The sequence below is a fragment of the Saccharothrix algeriensis genome (assembly GCF_016907655.1).
Lineage (GTDB): Bacteria > Actinomycetota > Actinomycetes > Mycobacteriales > Pseudonocardiaceae > Actinosynnema > Actinosynnema algeriense.
In genome coordinates this window covers 6,824,196-6,838,685 of the sequence record NZ_JAFBCL010000001.1, presented here as the reverse complement: position 1 = coordinate 6,838,685, position 14,490 = coordinate 6,824,196, and the positions used below count along the sequence as shown (strand labels likewise).

Annotated in this window: 18 protein-coding genes; 8 read left to right on the top strand and 10 right to left on the bottom strand. The window is 74.2% G+C overall.

From position 1 onward, the window contains the following. Positions 1–192: 192 nt before the first annotated feature. Entirely contained in the window at positions 193–549 is a 357-nt protein-coding gene (locus tag JOE68_RS30460; RefSeq protein ID WP_204845804.1) for a hypothetical protein, read from the bottom strand. Positions 550–617: 68 nt separating this feature from the next. On the opposite strand from JOE68_RS30460, the gene JOE68_RS30455 reads away from it, so the two are divergent. After that, on the top strand, positions 618–1,394 hold the full coding sequence (locus tag JOE68_RS30455; protein ID WP_204845803.1) for a glycerophosphodiester phosphodiesterase family protein: 777 nt from the start codon (positions 618–620) through the stop codon (positions 1,392–1,394). Between the two features lie 60 nt (positions 1,395–1,454). Further along, positions 1,455–2,852 carry an MFS transporter gene (locus JOE68_RS30450; protein ID WP_204845802.1) on the top strand — a complete coding sequence of 466 codons (1,398 nt, stop codon included), beginning with the start codon at positions 1,455–1,457 and terminating at the stop codon, positions 2,850–2,852. Between the two features lie 51 nt (positions 2,853–2,903). Here the strand turns inward: JOE68_RS30450 and JOE68_RS30445 are convergent, their stop codons facing one another. Together JOE68_RS30445 and JOE68_RS30440 are read right to left on the bottom strand one after the other, a co-directional pair. Next, a complete protein-coding gene (locus tag JOE68_RS30445) occupies positions 2,904–3,686 on the bottom strand; it encodes a hypothetical protein (RefSeq protein WP_204845801.1) in 783 nt (260 codons plus the stop codon). Then, entirely contained in the window at positions 3,683–3,997 is a 315-nt protein-coding gene (locus JOE68_RS30440; protein ID WP_204846378.1) for a PadR family transcriptional regulator, read from the bottom strand. The genes JOE68_RS30445 and JOE68_RS30440 overlap by 4 nt, the downstream gene beginning before the upstream one ends. Positions 3,998–4,216: 219 nt before the next feature. Here JOE68_RS30440 and JOE68_RS30435 point away from each other — a divergent pair, with 219 nt between their 5' ends. From JOE68_RS30435 to JOE68_RS30425, 3 genes are all read left to right on the top strand, one after another. Then, positions 4,217–4,933, top strand: coding sequence for a thymidine kinase (locus JOE68_RS30435; RefSeq protein ID WP_204845800.1), 717 nt, complete (start codon positions 4,217–4,219; stop codon positions 4,931–4,933). 199 nt (positions 4,934–5,132) lie between these two features. After that, on the top strand, positions 5,133–5,597 hold the full coding sequence (locus JOE68_RS30430; RefSeq protein ID WP_204845799.1) for an NUDIX hydrolase: 465 nt from the start codon (positions 5,133–5,135) through the stop codon (positions 5,595–5,597). A gap of 475 nt (positions 5,598–6,072) precedes the next feature. Then, positions 6,073–6,417 (top strand): RNA polymerase-binding protein RbpA, encoded by a 345-nt coding sequence (locus JOE68_RS30425; protein WP_053722354.1) that lies wholly within the window; start codon positions 6,073–6,075, stop codon positions 6,415–6,417. A gap of 72 nt (positions 6,418–6,489) precedes the next feature. Here JOE68_RS30425 and JOE68_RS30420 read toward each other — a convergent pair whose 3' ends face one another. Both JOE68_RS30420 and lnt read right to left on the bottom strand, forming a co-directional pair. Beyond that, positions 6,490–7,281 (bottom strand): polyprenol monophosphomannose synthase, encoded by a 792-nt coding sequence (locus JOE68_RS30420; protein WP_204845797.1) that lies wholly within the window; start codon positions 7,279–7,281, stop codon positions 6,490–6,492. Positions 7,282–7,324: 43 nt separating this feature from the next. Continuing rightward, entirely contained in the window at positions 7,325–8,797 is a 1,473-nt protein-coding gene (lnt, locus tag JOE68_RS30415; RefSeq protein WP_307819999.1) for an apolipoprotein N-acyltransferase, read from the bottom strand. Positions 8,798–9,192: 395 nt separating this feature from the next. Between lnt and JOE68_RS30410 the strand changes: the two genes are divergently transcribed. The 3 genes from JOE68_RS30410 (at position 9,193) to JOE68_RS30400 (ending at position 10,355) form a co-directional block, all read left to right on the top strand. After that, positions 9,193–9,540: a peptidase inhibitor family I36 protein gene (locus tag JOE68_RS30410; protein WP_204845795.1), complete on the top strand. Its 348-nt coding sequence runs from the start codon at positions 9,193–9,195 to the stop codon at positions 9,538–9,540. A gap of 76 nt (positions 9,541–9,616) precedes the next feature. Then, positions 9,617–9,907, top strand: coding sequence for a hypothetical protein (locus JOE68_RS30405; protein ID WP_204845794.1), 291 nt, complete (start codon positions 9,617–9,619; stop codon positions 9,905–9,907). 271 nt (positions 9,908–10,178) lie between these two features. Continuing rightward, positions 10,179–10,355, top strand: coding sequence for a PspC domain-containing protein (locus tag JOE68_RS30400; protein WP_204846376.1), 177 nt, complete (start codon positions 10,179–10,181; stop codon positions 10,353–10,355). Here JOE68_RS30400 and JOE68_RS30395 read toward each other — a convergent pair. The 5 genes from JOE68_RS30395 to kamD form a co-directional block, all read right to left on the bottom strand. Beyond that, on the bottom strand, positions 10,349–11,110 hold the full coding sequence (locus JOE68_RS30395) for a TetR/AcrR family transcriptional regulator (RefSeq protein WP_204845792.1): 762 nt from the start codon (positions 11,108–11,110) through the stop codon (positions 10,349–10,351). The genes JOE68_RS30400 and JOE68_RS30395 overlap by 7 nt on opposite strands. Positions 11,111–11,126: 16 nt before the next feature. Continuing rightward, positions 11,127–11,480, bottom strand: coding sequence for a GntR family transcriptional regulator (locus JOE68_RS30390; RefSeq protein ID WP_204845791.1), 354 nt, complete (start codon positions 11,478–11,480; stop codon positions 11,127–11,129). 134 nt (positions 11,481–11,614) lie between these two features. Beyond that, entirely contained in the window at positions 11,615–12,001 is a 387-nt protein-coding gene (gene kal, locus JOE68_RS30385; RefSeq protein WP_204845789.1) for a 3-aminobutyryl-CoA ammonia lyase, read from the bottom strand. Then, complete coding sequence (gene kamE, locus JOE68_RS30380) at positions 11,998–12,927, bottom strand: lysine 5,6-aminomutase subunit beta (protein ID WP_307819998.1); 930 nt, start codon at positions 12,925–12,927, stop codon at positions 11,998–12,000. The genes kal and kamE overlap by 4 nt, the downstream gene beginning before the upstream one ends. Beyond that, positions 12,924–14,489 (bottom strand): lysine 5,6-aminomutase subunit alpha, encoded by a 1,566-nt coding sequence (gene kamD, locus JOE68_RS30375; protein WP_204845788.1) that lies wholly within the window; start codon positions 14,487–14,489, stop codon positions 12,924–12,926. The genes kamE and kamD overlap by 4 nt, the downstream gene beginning before the upstream one ends. Position 14,490 lies beyond the last annotated feature (1 nt).

The following is a 14,490-nucleotide window of genomic DNA, read 5'->3' as shown; positions in this document are numbered from 1 at the left end:
CGGGGGGCAAGCCGACGTCCGCCGCCACCCGGGTGACGCTGTCACCGGTCGCGGCGCCCCGCTCCCCCGGCGCCGCACATCCGCGGTCCCGGCCCCTCCCGGCGCCCGCGCGCCGCGCCCCCGCGGCGGCGCGACACCCCGCCCACGGCCCCGGACCGCACCCCGGACCGGGCCCCGGCGGGAGGGGCCGGCTCACCGCAGCCGCTCCAGCTCCCGCGCGGTCTCCACCAGGGCGTCGGCCAACCGCCGCAGCTCCGCGCGGTCCGCCCCGTCGGCCGCCGCCGTGGCCACGTCCTCCGCCGCGCACCGCACCTGGAACAGCCGGTCCTGCAGGTCGCCCAGCTCCGCCGCCGACAGCACCACCGCGTCCTCCGGCAGCCCCCCGCGCTGCACCGCCGCCCGCCGCTCGTAGGCGCGCTGGCGGCACGGCTGGGCGCAGTAGCGGCGAGGCCGCCCGATCCGGCCGCTGTCGGGCAGCCGGCGGCCACACCAGGCGCAGTGCCTGGCCTCCTCCCGGCGGGCCGCCACGGCCCCGGTCACCGACTCCATGGCGCGCGACGGTATCCCGCTACCCACCGGTCACCGCCGCGCCACGCCGCCAGGGCAGACTCCACACCGTGACCGCGAAGCACCCCTACCTGTCCGGCCCGCACCCCAGGGCCTACGCCCACCGGGGCTGGCACCTCGACGACCTGGCGGGCATGGAGAACTCGCTGGCCGCGTTCCGCCGCGCCGCGCGGGAGGGCTTCCGGTACCTGGAGACCGACGTGCACGCCACCTCCGACGGCGTGGTGGTGGTCCACCACGACGACACCCTCGACCGCACCACCGACGGCGTCGGCCCCGTCGCCGCCCAGCCCTGGTCGGCGGTCCGCCGCGCCAAGGTCGGGGGCCGCGAACCCGTCGCCCGGCTGCAGGACCTGCTGGAGGAGCTGCCCGACGCGCTGGTCAACGTCGACGTCAAGGCCGACGGCGCGGTCGGGCCCGTCATCGAGCTGCTGCGCCGCGCCGACGCCCTGCACCGGGTGTGCCTGGCCTCGTTCTCCGACCGGCGCCTGGCCCGGCTGCGCGCGCTGGGCGGCCCGCGGCTGATCACCTCGATGGGACCCCGCTCCGCCGGCGCGCTGTGGGCGGCCGGCCGGGCGATGCTGCCGGGCCTGCCGGTCGCCGGCAGCATCGCCCAGGTGCCCGCCACCCGGGGCCGCCTGGTGGTGGTCGACCGGCGGTTCGTGCGCGCCGCCCACCGGCGCGGCCTGGAGGTGCACGTGTGGACCGTCGACGACCCGGCGCGGATGCGGGCCCTGCTGGACCTGGGCGTCGACGGACTGGTCACCGACCGACCCGACCTGCTGCGTGACGTCCTGCGGTCGCGCGGGTCATGGGCGGGTGGCTGAACGGCGACAGCTCGGCGGTGATCGCCACCGGCGCGCCGGCGGGAAGTACAGTCCGCCCCCATGAGCGTGGCCGACAGCCCAGCACCCGCGATCGACCGCAAGCGGGAACAACGCGGATGGACCTGGTACGACTGGGCGAACCAGGTGTTCCCCACCTCCGTGGTCACGGTGTTCCTCTCCGGCTACCTCACCGCGGTGGCCAAGGAAGCCGCCCGCGAGGACGTCGCCCGCAACGGACCCGACGCCTGCGCCACCGGCTCCCTGCAGCAGTGCGACATCTCCCTGCTGGGCGCCTACTTCCCCGCCGGGTCCCTGTGGGGCTACCTGCTGTCGATCGCCACCGTCGTGCAGGTCGTCGTGCTGCCGGTCATGGGCGCCATCGCCGACCGCACCCGCAACAAGCGGCGGATGCTCGGCGGCCTGGCCTTCACCGGCGCCGCCGCCACCGTCGCGCTGGCCTTCGTCGGCGGCTCGGACTGGCAGCTGGGCGTCGCGGTGTTCATCCTCGGCAACATCTGCTACGGCGCCTCGGTCGTGGTCTACTACGCGTTCCTGCCCGAGATCGCCACCCCCGACGAGCGCGACGCGGTGTCCTCCCGCGGCTGGGCCTTCGGCTACCTCGGCGGCGGCCTGGCCCTGGCCGTGCAGCTGGGCCTGTTCATCGGCCACGACGCCCTCGGCCTGAGCGAAGGCGCGGCCGTGCGGGTCGGGTTCGTCCTGTCCGGCCTGTGGTGGGCCGGGTTCACCCTCATCCCCCTGGCCCGCCTCAAGCGCGACCCGCAGCCCCGCGACGGCGAGTCCGGCGCCTCGGTCCTGTCCGCCGGGTTCCGCGAGCTGCGCCGGACCATGAGGCAGGCCCGCACCTTCCCGCTCACCCTGGCGTTCCTGGGCACCTACCTCATCTACACCGACGGCATCGCCACCGTCGCCAACGTCTCCGCCCAGTACGGCCGCGACGAGCTGGGCCTGGACGAGACCGTCCTGATCGCCACCATCCTCATCGTGCAGTTCGTCGCCTTCGCCGGCGCGGTGCTGCACGGGTGGCTGGCCCGGCACTGGGGCGCCAAGCGCACCATCATGGTCAGCCTGATCGTGTGGATCTTCGTCATCGGCGCGGCGTTCTTCGTCCAGGCCGGGCAGCAGCTGCAGTTCTACGGCCTCGCCGTGGGCATCGGCATCGTCCTGGGCGGCACCAACGCCCTGTCCCGCTCGCTGTTCTCCCAGATGATCCCGCCCGGCCGCGAAGCGCAGTACTTCTCCCTCTACGAGGTCGGCGAGCGCTCCACCTCGTGGCTGGGGCCGCTGGTGTTCGCCGGCGTCGGCCAGGCCACCGGCTCGTTCCGGCTGGCGATCATCTCGCTGGTGGTGTTCTTCGTCGTCGGGTTCGTGCTGATGATCTTCGTGCCGGTCCGCAAGGCCATCGCCGCGGCCGGCAACCCGCTGCCCGCCAAGGTCTGACCCCACCCGCGCCCGACGGGGGCCGCCCGACCGCGGCGGCCCCCCGACCCCTCACCGCAGCCGGGCACCGGCCCCCGCGCCACCCCCGACCCACGGCCGCGCCGCCACCACCACGACCGCGGTCACCACCCACGCCCCACCGAACGCCACCACCGACAACGGCGCCGACAACGCCCACACCGCGCCCACCGCGGCGCCCACCACCGCGGCCACCACCCACCGCACCCGCGGCGGCTGCGGAGCCTCCCGGTGGAACCCCGCCAACACCGCCACCGCCGTCACCCACAACGGCGCCTGCGCCGCCAGCACCCACCACCCCGGCCCCTGCGCCACCGCCGACACCACGGCCGCCACCCCCACCAGCGCCGCCACCCCCATCGCGGCCCGCGCCACCACCCGGCGCCCCGTCAGCAGCCCCGCGAACGCCGCCACCACCAACGCGTCGAACCACACCGCCCACGCGCCGCCGAACCGCACCGCCGCCGCGGCGCCCTGCGCGGCCAGCACCACGTGGCCCACCAACCCCGCCAGCGCCAGCACCCGCGTCACCTCGCCGGCCCGGCCACCGGCCCGCAGCCGCACCCGCACCGCCAACGCCGAGGTCGCCCACGCCTCGCCCCACCCCGGCCAGCCGTACTCGCCGTCCAACCCGCCCGACCGGCCCGCGAGGAAGATCCCCACCATCTCCTCCTCCCGCTCCGCCCGGTACCACGCCGGCAGCAGCCGCAGCAGCGCCCGGTACCGGCGCTCCAGGTTCGACCCCGACCCGGCCCCCTCGACCTCCGGCCCGGCGTCCCGCCCCGCCTCGTCCCGACCGGTCCCGTCCGCCCTCACCGCGCCTCCCTCGCCCGCAACACCGACGACGCCACCCGCACGTTCGCCGACAACCGCGCCACCTCCGCCGACAACGCCCGCACCCCGGCGTCGGTGAGCCGGTAGTACCGGCGCAACCGCCCCTGGTGCACCTCCTCGCGGTCCCGCCGCGCCAAGCCCTCGGCGACCAACCGGTCCAGCACCCCGTACAGCGTGCCCACCCGCAACACCACCCGCCCCTCCGACAGGGCCTGCACCGACCGCACGATGGCGTACCCGTGCAACGGCTCCTCCGCCAACGCCGTCAGCACCAGGAACGCCTGCTCCGACATACCCTTCACACCGCAGGTTATATCGCGAAGCGGTATATCTCGTCCACGAAGACACTGCTTCGTGATCCTGGCGTTCTTCCCGTGCTCGTCTCCCAGGTGGCGCTTCAGAGGGTGGAGCGCTTTTTGGTCTGCACTGAAATTACTGATCAAAGAAAGGAATATTCCTGCCGCGGACGGGACCGCCGCCACCCCGCCGACCACGCACTAAGGTGGCCCGCCGTGGAGCCGACGAACCCCAGCACCGACCCGACCGACGCCCTGTCCGCCGTGCCCGCCGCCGGCGCGCACCGGGGCGCCGCCCCCACCGGCCGGCTCCGGTTCTTCTTCGGCCCCATGGACTGCGGCAAGTCCACCCTCGCCCTCCAGATCGACCACAACCAGGCCCGCCAGGGCCGCGCCGGCCTGCTGCTGGTGCGCCACGACCGCTCCGGCGCCCCCGCCATCTCCAGCCGCATGGGCCTGGCCCGCGACGCCCTGGAGGTCCACGAGGACCTGGACGTGCGCGACCTGGTGCGCCACCGCTGGGCCGCCGGCGCCCGCGTCGACTACCTCGTCGTCGACGAGGCCCAGTTCCTCTCCCCCGCCCAGGTCGACCAGCTCGCCGAACTCGCCGACGACGCCCGGCTCGACGTCTACTGCTTCGGCCTGGCCACCGACTTCCGCAGCACCCTGTTCCCCGGCTCCCGGCGGCTGTTCGAACTGGCCGACGAGCTCAACGCCATCCAGGTCGAGGTCCTGTGCTGGTGCGGCCACCCCGGCCGGTTCAACGCCCGCGTCCACGACGGCGACGTCCTGCGCGCCGGCGACACCGTCCTGGTCGCCGACACCGCCCCGACCACCGACGAGGTCCGCTACCAGGTGCTGTGCCGGCAGCACTACCGCACCGGCGACCTCGGCCCCGCCGCCGCGCAGGGCCGCCAGCTCAGCCTCACCTGAGGCGCCGGCCCCCGCCCTCCCGTGCCGGCCCGAGCGCGCCGACGCCACGGCCGGAGCCGGCGCGGCGCCCCCTGCCCGAGCGCACGGCCCCCGGCCCTCCGGCCGACCGCGCGGCGGCCCGTGACGACGCGCCGCGCCCGCCCCGCCGGGTTCCACCCCACCGCCGCGCCCCGGGCCCCGCACCGCCACACTGTCCCCCGTGACGGGGAAGATCAGCGCGGGCATCCTGCTGCACCGCGACCGGGGCCACGGGCTCGAAGTGCTCATCGGGCACATGGGCGGCCCGTTCTGGGCGCGCAAGGACGCGGGGGCCTGGTCGATCCCCAAGGGCGAGCCCGACGGCGACGAACCCCTGCAGGACGCCGCGCGCCGGGAGTTCGCCGAGGAGCTGGGCCTGCCCGTGCCCGAGGGCGAGCTGGCGCCGCTGGGCGAGGTCCGCCAGTCCGGCGGCAAGACCGTCCACGCCTGGGCGCTGCGCGGCGACCTGGACCCCGAGCGCGTCGTGCCCGGCACCTTCGAGCTGGAGTGGCCCCGCGGCTCGGGCGTCCTGCGCCGCTTCCCCGAGGTCGACCGGGTCGCCTGGTTCCCCCTCGCCGAGGCCGCCGGGAAGCTCGTCACGGCCCAGCGGGTGCTCCTCGACCGCCTCGCCGCTCTTGATTTTTAAGTCCACACTGAAATCATTGCTGGAATAAATTCCGGCGGTCAACGTTTGGGTGTGGGCCGGACGGGTGACCCCTGGGGTTGGCCACCACGCAGCCGCGTCGGTGCGACACGCAGCGTGGCGACTCCCTCGAACCCGACCGAACTCACGTGGAGTAACCGCAAACATGACGGCCGTCACTACTGTTGCGTTAAGCCCGCTCTAACGTCGCCCTGCGTGTTCGGTCTAAGCTGTCGCAGCCGCACACCATCTGCCGGTGCTGCTCCATCCGTGTGATGAGCCGGCCCGACAGCTTGATAACGCGTCACGATCCCGCCGCGATTGCATCCCTTAGGAGGAAGCCTTCGTTGACGGGTGAACGACGTCACTGTGGGCGACCATGACCGCCATACCGGGAACGAACGGAGCAATCCGGTCGTTGCACTCGGTGAGCACCACGCCTGGGCCCCGGCCCTGAGCCGAGCGAAAGGACACCGCCATGGCCGACCGCGTTCTACGGGGTAGCCGGCTCGGAGCAGTCAGCTACGAGACCGACCGCAATCACGACCTCGCCCCGCGCCGGTCGGTGCGGTACGCCTGCCCCAAGGGCCACGACTTCGAGGTCCCCTTCTCCGACGACGCCGAGATCCCCCACACCTGGGAGTGCCGCCTCCACGGGCAGGAATCCAAGATCATCGACGGCGCCGAGCCGGAGGCGAAGAAGGTCAAGCCGCCGCGCACGCACTGGGACATGCTCCTGGAGCGGCGCACCATCCCGGAACTGGAAGAGCTGCTCGACGAGCGGCTCGAGGAGCTGAAGGGCCGGCGCACCCGCACCGCCTGACCTCCCCCCACGTGTGTGAAGGGGCCCGCCGGTCGACCGGCGGGCCCCTTCACACACGTGGCGCCCGCTGCCCTAGCGGCGCGCCCCGGCGCCCGCCTTGGGCGCGAACACCTCGCGCAGCTGCGTGTAGCGGCGGCGCAGGCCCCACTTGGTGACCCGCACCAGCGCCTCCCGCACCACGTCGCCGGTCATCTTCGACACGCCGATCTCGCGCTCGGTGAACGTGATCGGCACCTCCACCACCCGGTAGCCCAGCTCGATCGTCCGCCACGCCAGGTCGATCTGGAAGCAGTAGCCCGCCGAGGCCACGTTGTGCAGCTTCAGGTGGCGCAGCACGTCGGCCCGGTAGGCGCGGAAGCCCGCCGTGATGTCCTTGACCTTCGCGCCCAGCGCCAGCCGCGAGTACAGGTTCGCGCCGCGCGAGAAGAACTCCCGCTTCTTCGGCCAGTTCACCACGCTGCCGCCCGGCACGTACCGCGACCCGATCACCAGGTCCGCGGCGCGCAGCGCGTCGAGCATCCGCGGCAGGTCCTCCGGCGCGTGGGAGCCGTCCGCGTCCATCTCGACCAGCACCCCGTAGCCGCGCTCCAGGCCCCAGCCGAAACCCGCGATGTACGCCGCGCCCAACCCGGCCTTCTCGGTGCGGTGCAGCACGTGCACCCGCTCGTCCGCGGCGGCCATCTCGTCGGCCAGCTGTCCCGTCCCGTCCGGGCTGCCGTCGTCGACCACGAGCGCGTGCACCTTCGGCAGGGCCGCGTGCAGCCGCTTCACGATCTTCCCGATGTTGTCCCGCTCGTTGTAGGTCGGGATCACCACCAGCACCGGCCCGAGCTCGCGGTCAGGCTTCGCCTGCTGGTCCGCCATCCGTTTCCTCCTCGCCGAACCCCGCAGCGGGGATCGGACGCGATCATCGTCGTGTCAGTGTCCAGCCGACCGCCGCGGCCACCAGGCCCAACGCGGTCATCACCCACTCGGGCCAAGCGCCGAGCCGGGTGGCCAGCGTAGCCTCCCCCCGCAGCGGCAGCTCCGCGACCAGCGCGTCGGGGGTGAACAGGCCGCTGCGCCGGGTGACCGAGCCGTCGGGCTGCACGATCGCGCTGACCCCGCTGGTGGCCGCGACCACCACGGCCTTGCCGTGCTCCACCGCCCGCACCCGCGACATCGCCAGCTGCTGGTAGGTCATCTCGGTGTAGCCGAACGTGGCGTTGTTGGTGGGCACGGCGATGAGGTCGGCCCCGGCCGTGACCGAGTCGCGCACCACGCCGTCGAACGCCACCTCGTAGCAGGTGTCCAGGGCGACCTTCGCCGCGCCCATCGCGAACCCCTCCGGGTCCGAGCCCGGCTGGAACTGCCCGGCCCGGTCCACGGCCTTGCTGAAGACCCGGAAGAACGACCGGTAGGGCATCGTCTCGCCGAAGGGCTGCAGCTGCCGCTTGGTGTAGGTGTCGGTGGCGCCCCGGCCCGGCTCCCACAGCACCACCGTGTTGCGCGGCAGCCCGTCGGCCCGGTCCACCACCACCGCGCCGACCGCGATGGGCGCGCGGATCGCCGCGGCGGCCCGGTCCAGCAGCGCGGCGGCGTCGGCGTTGCGGAACGGGTCGATGTCGGAGGAGTTCTCCGGCCAGATCACCAGGTCGGGCTGCCGCTCCCGGCCCGCGGCCACGTCCTCGGCCAGCTGCAGGGTCCGCTGCACGTGGTTGTCCAGCACGGCGCGGCGCTGGGCGTTGAAGTCCAACCCGGCGCGCGGCACGTTGCCCTGGATCGCGGCCACCACCACCGTGCCGCGGTCGGGCGCCACGCCCACCAGCGGCGCCACCGCCAGGCCCGCCACCAGCGGCGCCAGCGCCAGCGGCAGGGCCACCCGCCACCGGCGGCCCAGCCGCGCCAGGGCGAAACCGGTCAGCGCCACGGCGAAGCCCACCAGCGGCGCGCCGCCGACCGAGGCCAGCGGCAGGTACCAGCCCTCGGGCTGGCCGAAGGCGATGCGGCCCCACGGGAACCCGCCGAAGGGGAACAGCCCGCGCAGCCACTCGTCGGCCACCCACAGCGCGGCCATCCACAGCGGCGCGCCCGGCAGCGTCGACACCCGCGCCATCAGCGCCGTGCCCAGCCCGATCAGCACCGCGCACAGCAGCGCCAGCGGCAGCCAGGCGATCAGCCCGACGAACTCGCCGGTCCAGCGCAGCAGCGGCGCCATGAACCCCAGGCCCCACGCCACGCCCAGCCCGAAGCCCGCCCGCGCCCGCCGCCCGTGCAGCAGCACGCCGAGCACGGCGAAGCCCAGGGGCGCGAGCCACCACGCCGAGCGCGGCGGGAAGCTGAGGTAGACCAGCGCGCCCCCGGCCCCGGCCAGCGCGACCCGCGCCAGGGCGCCGCGCACGTCACGACGGCGGCGGGCAGGGGGGTGCTCGGCTCCGGACCGGTCCGGAACCACGGGGGGTGCGACCACCCGATCAGCCTACGAGGACCGCGTGAAGCGCCCGACAAGGACCGCCGACTCGCGGCGCGTGATCCCGCCGCGAGTCGGCGCCGCCGCGGTGCACCCGAGCGCGCCGGTGTGAGGCGGGGCGGGCACGGCGTCCCCTGTCCGTCACGGGTTCCCCCTGGATGACCAGGGGGTCGTGGCCTCGTCGCGGTTGTTCAGCTTCGTTGTCCATTGCCCAGCGCCCGACCGTGAACAACCCGCCTCTGCTAATCAGGGTGGCGCGGGGCCGGATCCCGGTCCGGCGCCACCCACGAGAAGCAGACAGGGGGAACGGGATGGGAGCTTCGTCCGTGCGCGCGATCAGAACGGCACTGGTCGCCCTTTTCATCGTCGCTGCGTCGATGTGCTCGGCCACTGCGGCGAACGCCCGGGAGGGTGACTACTGCTCGCCCGACCAGGCGCGGATCTGCACGTGGACCGACGTGAACTACCAGGGTTCGCAGTGGGACCACGATTACGCCATGCCGTCGGGCGAGTGCATCGGCCTGGTCGTCGGCGTGCTCTCGGTCAAGAACCGGGTGTACATCGCCCAGCGCTTCTGGGAGAACCTCAACTGCACCGGGAGGAACGTCCTCGTGTTCCACAACCAGGACGTTCCCGCGTTCGAGTTCGTGGTGCACGGGTGGGGCGGCATCTGACGGGCGGGCCCTGGACCCGGAATTCGGCAGCGATCACGAATGCCTGGAAGGGAACACCATGCGAACGAGAATCCGAATGGCGATCGGCGTGTCCGCCATCGTCACCGCCATCGCGCTGGGCGGAACGGGGGCGGTCGCCGGTGCCACGCCCGGTGCGGGTGCCGGTCCGCAGGATCGGCCGCGCCCGCCGGCGGCAGCGGCGGCACGCACCGGTGACGCCACGGCGCTCGCCACGTGGCAGTACCACGGCACCTGGCCCAACCTCGACGAGTGCAACGACAAGGGCGAACTCGCGAACGACCTGTTCGGCTGGCCCTACGACTGCCGTGCCGTCGCCGGTGGCTGGGAACTGTGGTTGTGGCACTGACCGGCTCCGGTCGTGCCTCCGAGCACGACGACGTCGACGTGCCGGCCACGCCTTTCGCGCATCTCCGGCACTCGGCGGCACGCGCGGCGTCACCGCTGCCGTTCCGGGGTGCCCCGCGTCGGTGGATCCGGCGCGGGGCACCCCGGGCAAGGCGGGCCCGCGGTGACGGCGGCCACGTCGCGGACCCGGATCAGGGCTGGTCAGGGCACATCTCAGGGTTCCCACCGATGCGAGGTGCGCCCGGGGCGGGGACAGTGGAGTCATGACCACGATGACCAGGCCCCGGGACCAGAGGATGATCGCCGGCGTGTGCGCGGGACTGGCCGCGCGGTTCGGTTGGAAGCCGAACGCGGTGCGGCTGGTGTTCGTGCTGTCGTGCCTGCTGCCCGGCCCGCAGTTCCTCGTCTACCTCGTGCTGTGGGTGATGATGCCCAAGCGGCCCTACTGACCGCCCCGCCGGGCGGCGACGAGCGCCTCCACGCCGTCGAGCACGCGTTCCAGGCCGAACGCGAACGCGTGCTCGCCGGAGTAGGCCGACCCGTGCGCCTCCCCCGCCGCCGCGCCCACCCGCGCCGCGGTCGGGAACTTCGCCGGGTCGAACACCTTGGCCAGGAACGGCGCCGCGGCCTGCCACCACTGCTCGTCGGTCAGGCCCGTGCGCTGCTCGATCCGCGCCGCCTCCACCGCCAGCCGCGCCGCGGCCTGCACGTGGCCGAGCACCAGGCTGAGCACGGAGTCCATCTCCAGGTCGGTCAGCCCGATGCCGTCGACCGCCGACAGCTCGTAGTCGTACTTGGCGGCCACGTTCGGGCCCAGCACCGCGCGGTTGGTGGCCACCTGCAGCAGCCACGGGTGGCGCAGGTGCAGCGACCAGTTCTCCCGCGCGACCTGCGTCAGCCGCCCGCGCCACCCGCCGGGCACCCGCGCCGGGCGCGCCGTCTCGCCCTGCACGGTGTCCACCATGACGTCGACCAGCTCGGCCTTGCCCGGCACGTAGGTGTAGAGCGACATCGTGCCCACGCCGAGCCGGTCGGCCACCCGGCGCATGGACAGCGCGTCCAGCCCCTCGGCGTCGGCCAGCTCCACCGCCGCGGCCACGATGCGGTCCACCCCGAGGTCCTTGCGCGCGCTGGGCGTCGCCGTGCGCCACAGCACCGCGAGGGTGCGTGCCGGGTCGCCGCCGCCGCTGTGTCCGGTCGCCACCCGACCACACTACTGATCAATCCGCCAGCGCCGCCCGGACGATCTCCAGCGCCTCCTCGGCGGTCAGCCCCTGCTCGCGGGTCGTGGCCGCGTAGGCGCGCGCCGCGCGCAGCACCCGCTCCCGGCTGCGCTCCCCCGCCGCGCTGACCACGGTCCCGGCTCTGCCGCGGGTCTCGATGAGACCCGCCTCCTCCAGCTCGCGGTAGGCGCGGGCCACGGTGTTGACCGCGATGCCCAGCTCGGCGGCCAGCGCGCGGACGGTGGGCAGCCGGGTGCCCACGGCCAGCTCCCGGTCGGTGATCTTGCGGGCGAACTGGGACCGCACCTGCTCGTAGGGCGGCACCGGGGAAACCGGATCGAGGCTGATCACGCCCTCGATAGTGGCAGAGACACCGGGCCGGCAGGGCGGCAACCGCGCGGCCGGTGTCGCGCGGCCGGTGTCACCGAACCGGCGCGTCACCGGACCAGCGCGTCACCGGACCAGCGCGTCACCGGACCAGCGCGTCACCGGGCGGGCGCGACGACGGTGCCCCGGGCGCGGGTGACCACCAGCGGCGGGTCCAGCACGTCCGCCGCCGAGGGGCCGCGGTGCGGGGCCGCCCGGCACACGACCCGGGCCTCGAAGTCGATCTCGCGGGAGCGGTTGCCCACGCGGACCAGGGTCGCGGTGGCCTCGATGACGTCGCCGGCCTGGACCGGCGCGACGAACTCGACGCTGGAGTAGCCCGCGAACAGGCCCTCGTCGGCGTCGGTGCGGATGAGCAGTTCGGTGGCCACGTCGCCGAACAGGCCCAGCCCGTAGGCGCCGTCGACCAGGTCGCCGCCGTAGTGGGCGTGGGAGTGCGGCACGTAGCGCCGGTGCGTGACGGTCAACCCCTCGGTCGGACTCACGCTGCCCCTTCCTTCCCGGTCCGCGTGGTGGCGGCCCGCGTGGTGGCGCCGTCGGCGCCCCTGTCGGCTCGGTCGCCGCCGCCGGTGTCCTCGGCCCGCGCGGTGCTCGTGCGCGGGGTGGCTGCCCGCGCGGTGCTCGTGCGCGCGGTCTTGGAGCGGGTCGGTGCGGCGCGGGTGGCGCGCGGCTCGGGGGTGTCGGTGCGCGACCGCACGGCGTGCACGAGGTAGCTGGCGACCTCGCCGGGCGTGGTGCCCCGGCCGAACACCCGGTCCACCCCCAGCTCCCCGGCCATCAGCGGGTCGAAGCGGGGGCCGCCGGCGATGAGCAGCGGGCGGCGGCGCCCCATCGCCTCCCGGAACGCCGCCGACATCTCCTGCGTGTTGAGCAGGTGCGCGTCGCGCTGGGTGACGACCTGCGAGACCAGCACCGCGTCGGCCTTCTCCGCCCGCGCCCGCCGCACCAGTTCGGGCACCGACACCTGCGCGCCCAGGTTCACCACCTTCAGCTCCCGGTAGTACTCCAGGCCCTTCTCCCCCGCGAAGCCCTTGACGTTGAGGATCGCGTCGATGCCCACGGTGTGCGCGTCGGTGCCGATGCACCCGCCGACCACGACCAGCTTGCGGCGCAGCAGCTTCCTGACCGCCGCGTTGACCTCCGGGGGCGACAGCAGCGGGTACTCCCGCTCCACCACGCGCACCTCGGCCAGGTCCACGACGTGCCGGACCGACCCGTAGACCACGAAGAAGGTGAAATCCGCCCCGATCGGGTGGGAGTGCACGACCATCGCCGGGTCGATGCCCATCTTGTTGGCCAGCTGCTGCGCGGCGCCGTCGGCCTGCGGGCCGAAGGGCACCGGCAGCGTGAACGAGGTCTGCACCATCCCGTCGCCGGTGGTGTCGCCGTAGGGGCGCACGTGCCGCTTCACCGTGCCTCCAGCAGTTCCGAGGCCGGGTTGCAGTAGCCGTCGGCCTTCTCCACCACGCCGTCCGCGCCCTTGCCGCCGTGCGCGGGGCGCTTCATCAGCCCGAAGGTGCCCTCGGCGATGGCCTCCAGCAGCCCGTCGGCCACGATCCGCTCCAGCAGGGCGACCGCCTCCCCCAGCACCCGGTGGGCGCGCCGGACGATCAGGCCGTCGGGCGCGGGCCGGAAGTCCTCGCGCAGGCCGCCCGCCGCGGCGAGCACGTAGCGGACGTTGGCCAGCGCCAGGTCCCGGTCGGACAGGAACGGCGTGACCACCGCCTCGGTCATCATCCCCACCAGCAGGATGCTCTGCCCGGTCAGCACGCCCGCCAGGTTGAAGAACCCGTCGAGCAGGTAGCCGTTGAACACGTCGCCGGTCATGTGCTTGGTCGGCGGCATCCACTTCAGCGGCGCGTCGGGGAACAGCTCGCGCGCCAGCAGGGCGTGCGCCAGCTCCAGCCGGAACGACTCGGGCACCTTCGGGTCGATCTCGAAGGCGTGCCCCAGCCCGAGCAGGTGGTCGGGCAGCCCCGCCTCGTGCGCGAAGTGCTCGTTGAGCAGCTGGGAGACGGTGACGGTGTGCGCGGCGTCCACGGCGTCGGCGGTGGTGAGGTAGTTGTCCTCGCCGGTGTTGATGACGATCCCGGCGCGGGCGTGCACCTGGCGGGAGAAGCGCTGGTCGACGAACGTGCGGACGGGGTTGATGTCGCGGAACAGGATGCCGTACATCGAGTCGTTGAGCATCATGTCCAGCCGCTGCAGCCCGGCCAGCACCGCGATCTCGGGCATGCACAGCCCGGAGGCGTAGTTGGTCAGCCGCACGTACCGGCCGACCTCCGCGGACACCTCGTCCAGCGCGGCGCGCATGATCCGGAAGTTCTCCTGGGTGGCGTAGGTGCCGGCGAACCCGTGGTGCGTGGCGCCCTCGGGCACGTAGTCCAGCAGCGACTGCCCGGTGGAGCGGATCACCGCGATGACGTCCGCGCCGGCGCGGGCGGCGTTGCACGCCTGCACCACGTCCTCGTCGATGTCGCCGGTGGCCACGATCAGGTAGATCCAGGGCCGCTGCGGCGGGTCGCCCAGCCGGGCCACCAGCCGGTCGCGCCGCGCCCGGTTGCGGTCGACGGTGCGCAGGCCCCGGGCGACGGCGGTCCGGGCGGCCTTCTCCGCGCGCGCCCGGTCCCGCCCCCGCGGCAGGGTGAACCGCACCTGCCCGGCGGCGGTGGCCTCGGCCAGTTCGGTCAGCGTGGCGAGGCCGTGCTCGCGCAGGGCGTGGAAGGCGGGCAGCGCCACGCCGTGCTCCAGCCCGCAGTGCTCGCGCACGGTGTCGACCACCCGGTTGACCCACGGCACGTCGCCGGCGCGGTGGGTGGAGTCCGCGCCGGTGATCCCGGCCAGCCGCAGCGCGGCGCGCTCGACCGCCACCGTGGTGTGCGCCCTGGCCAGGGCCACCACCGGCTCGGCGGCCTTCGCGGCCAGCTCGCGCGCCCTGGCGACCACCGCCGGGTCGAGGTCGAGCAACGCCATC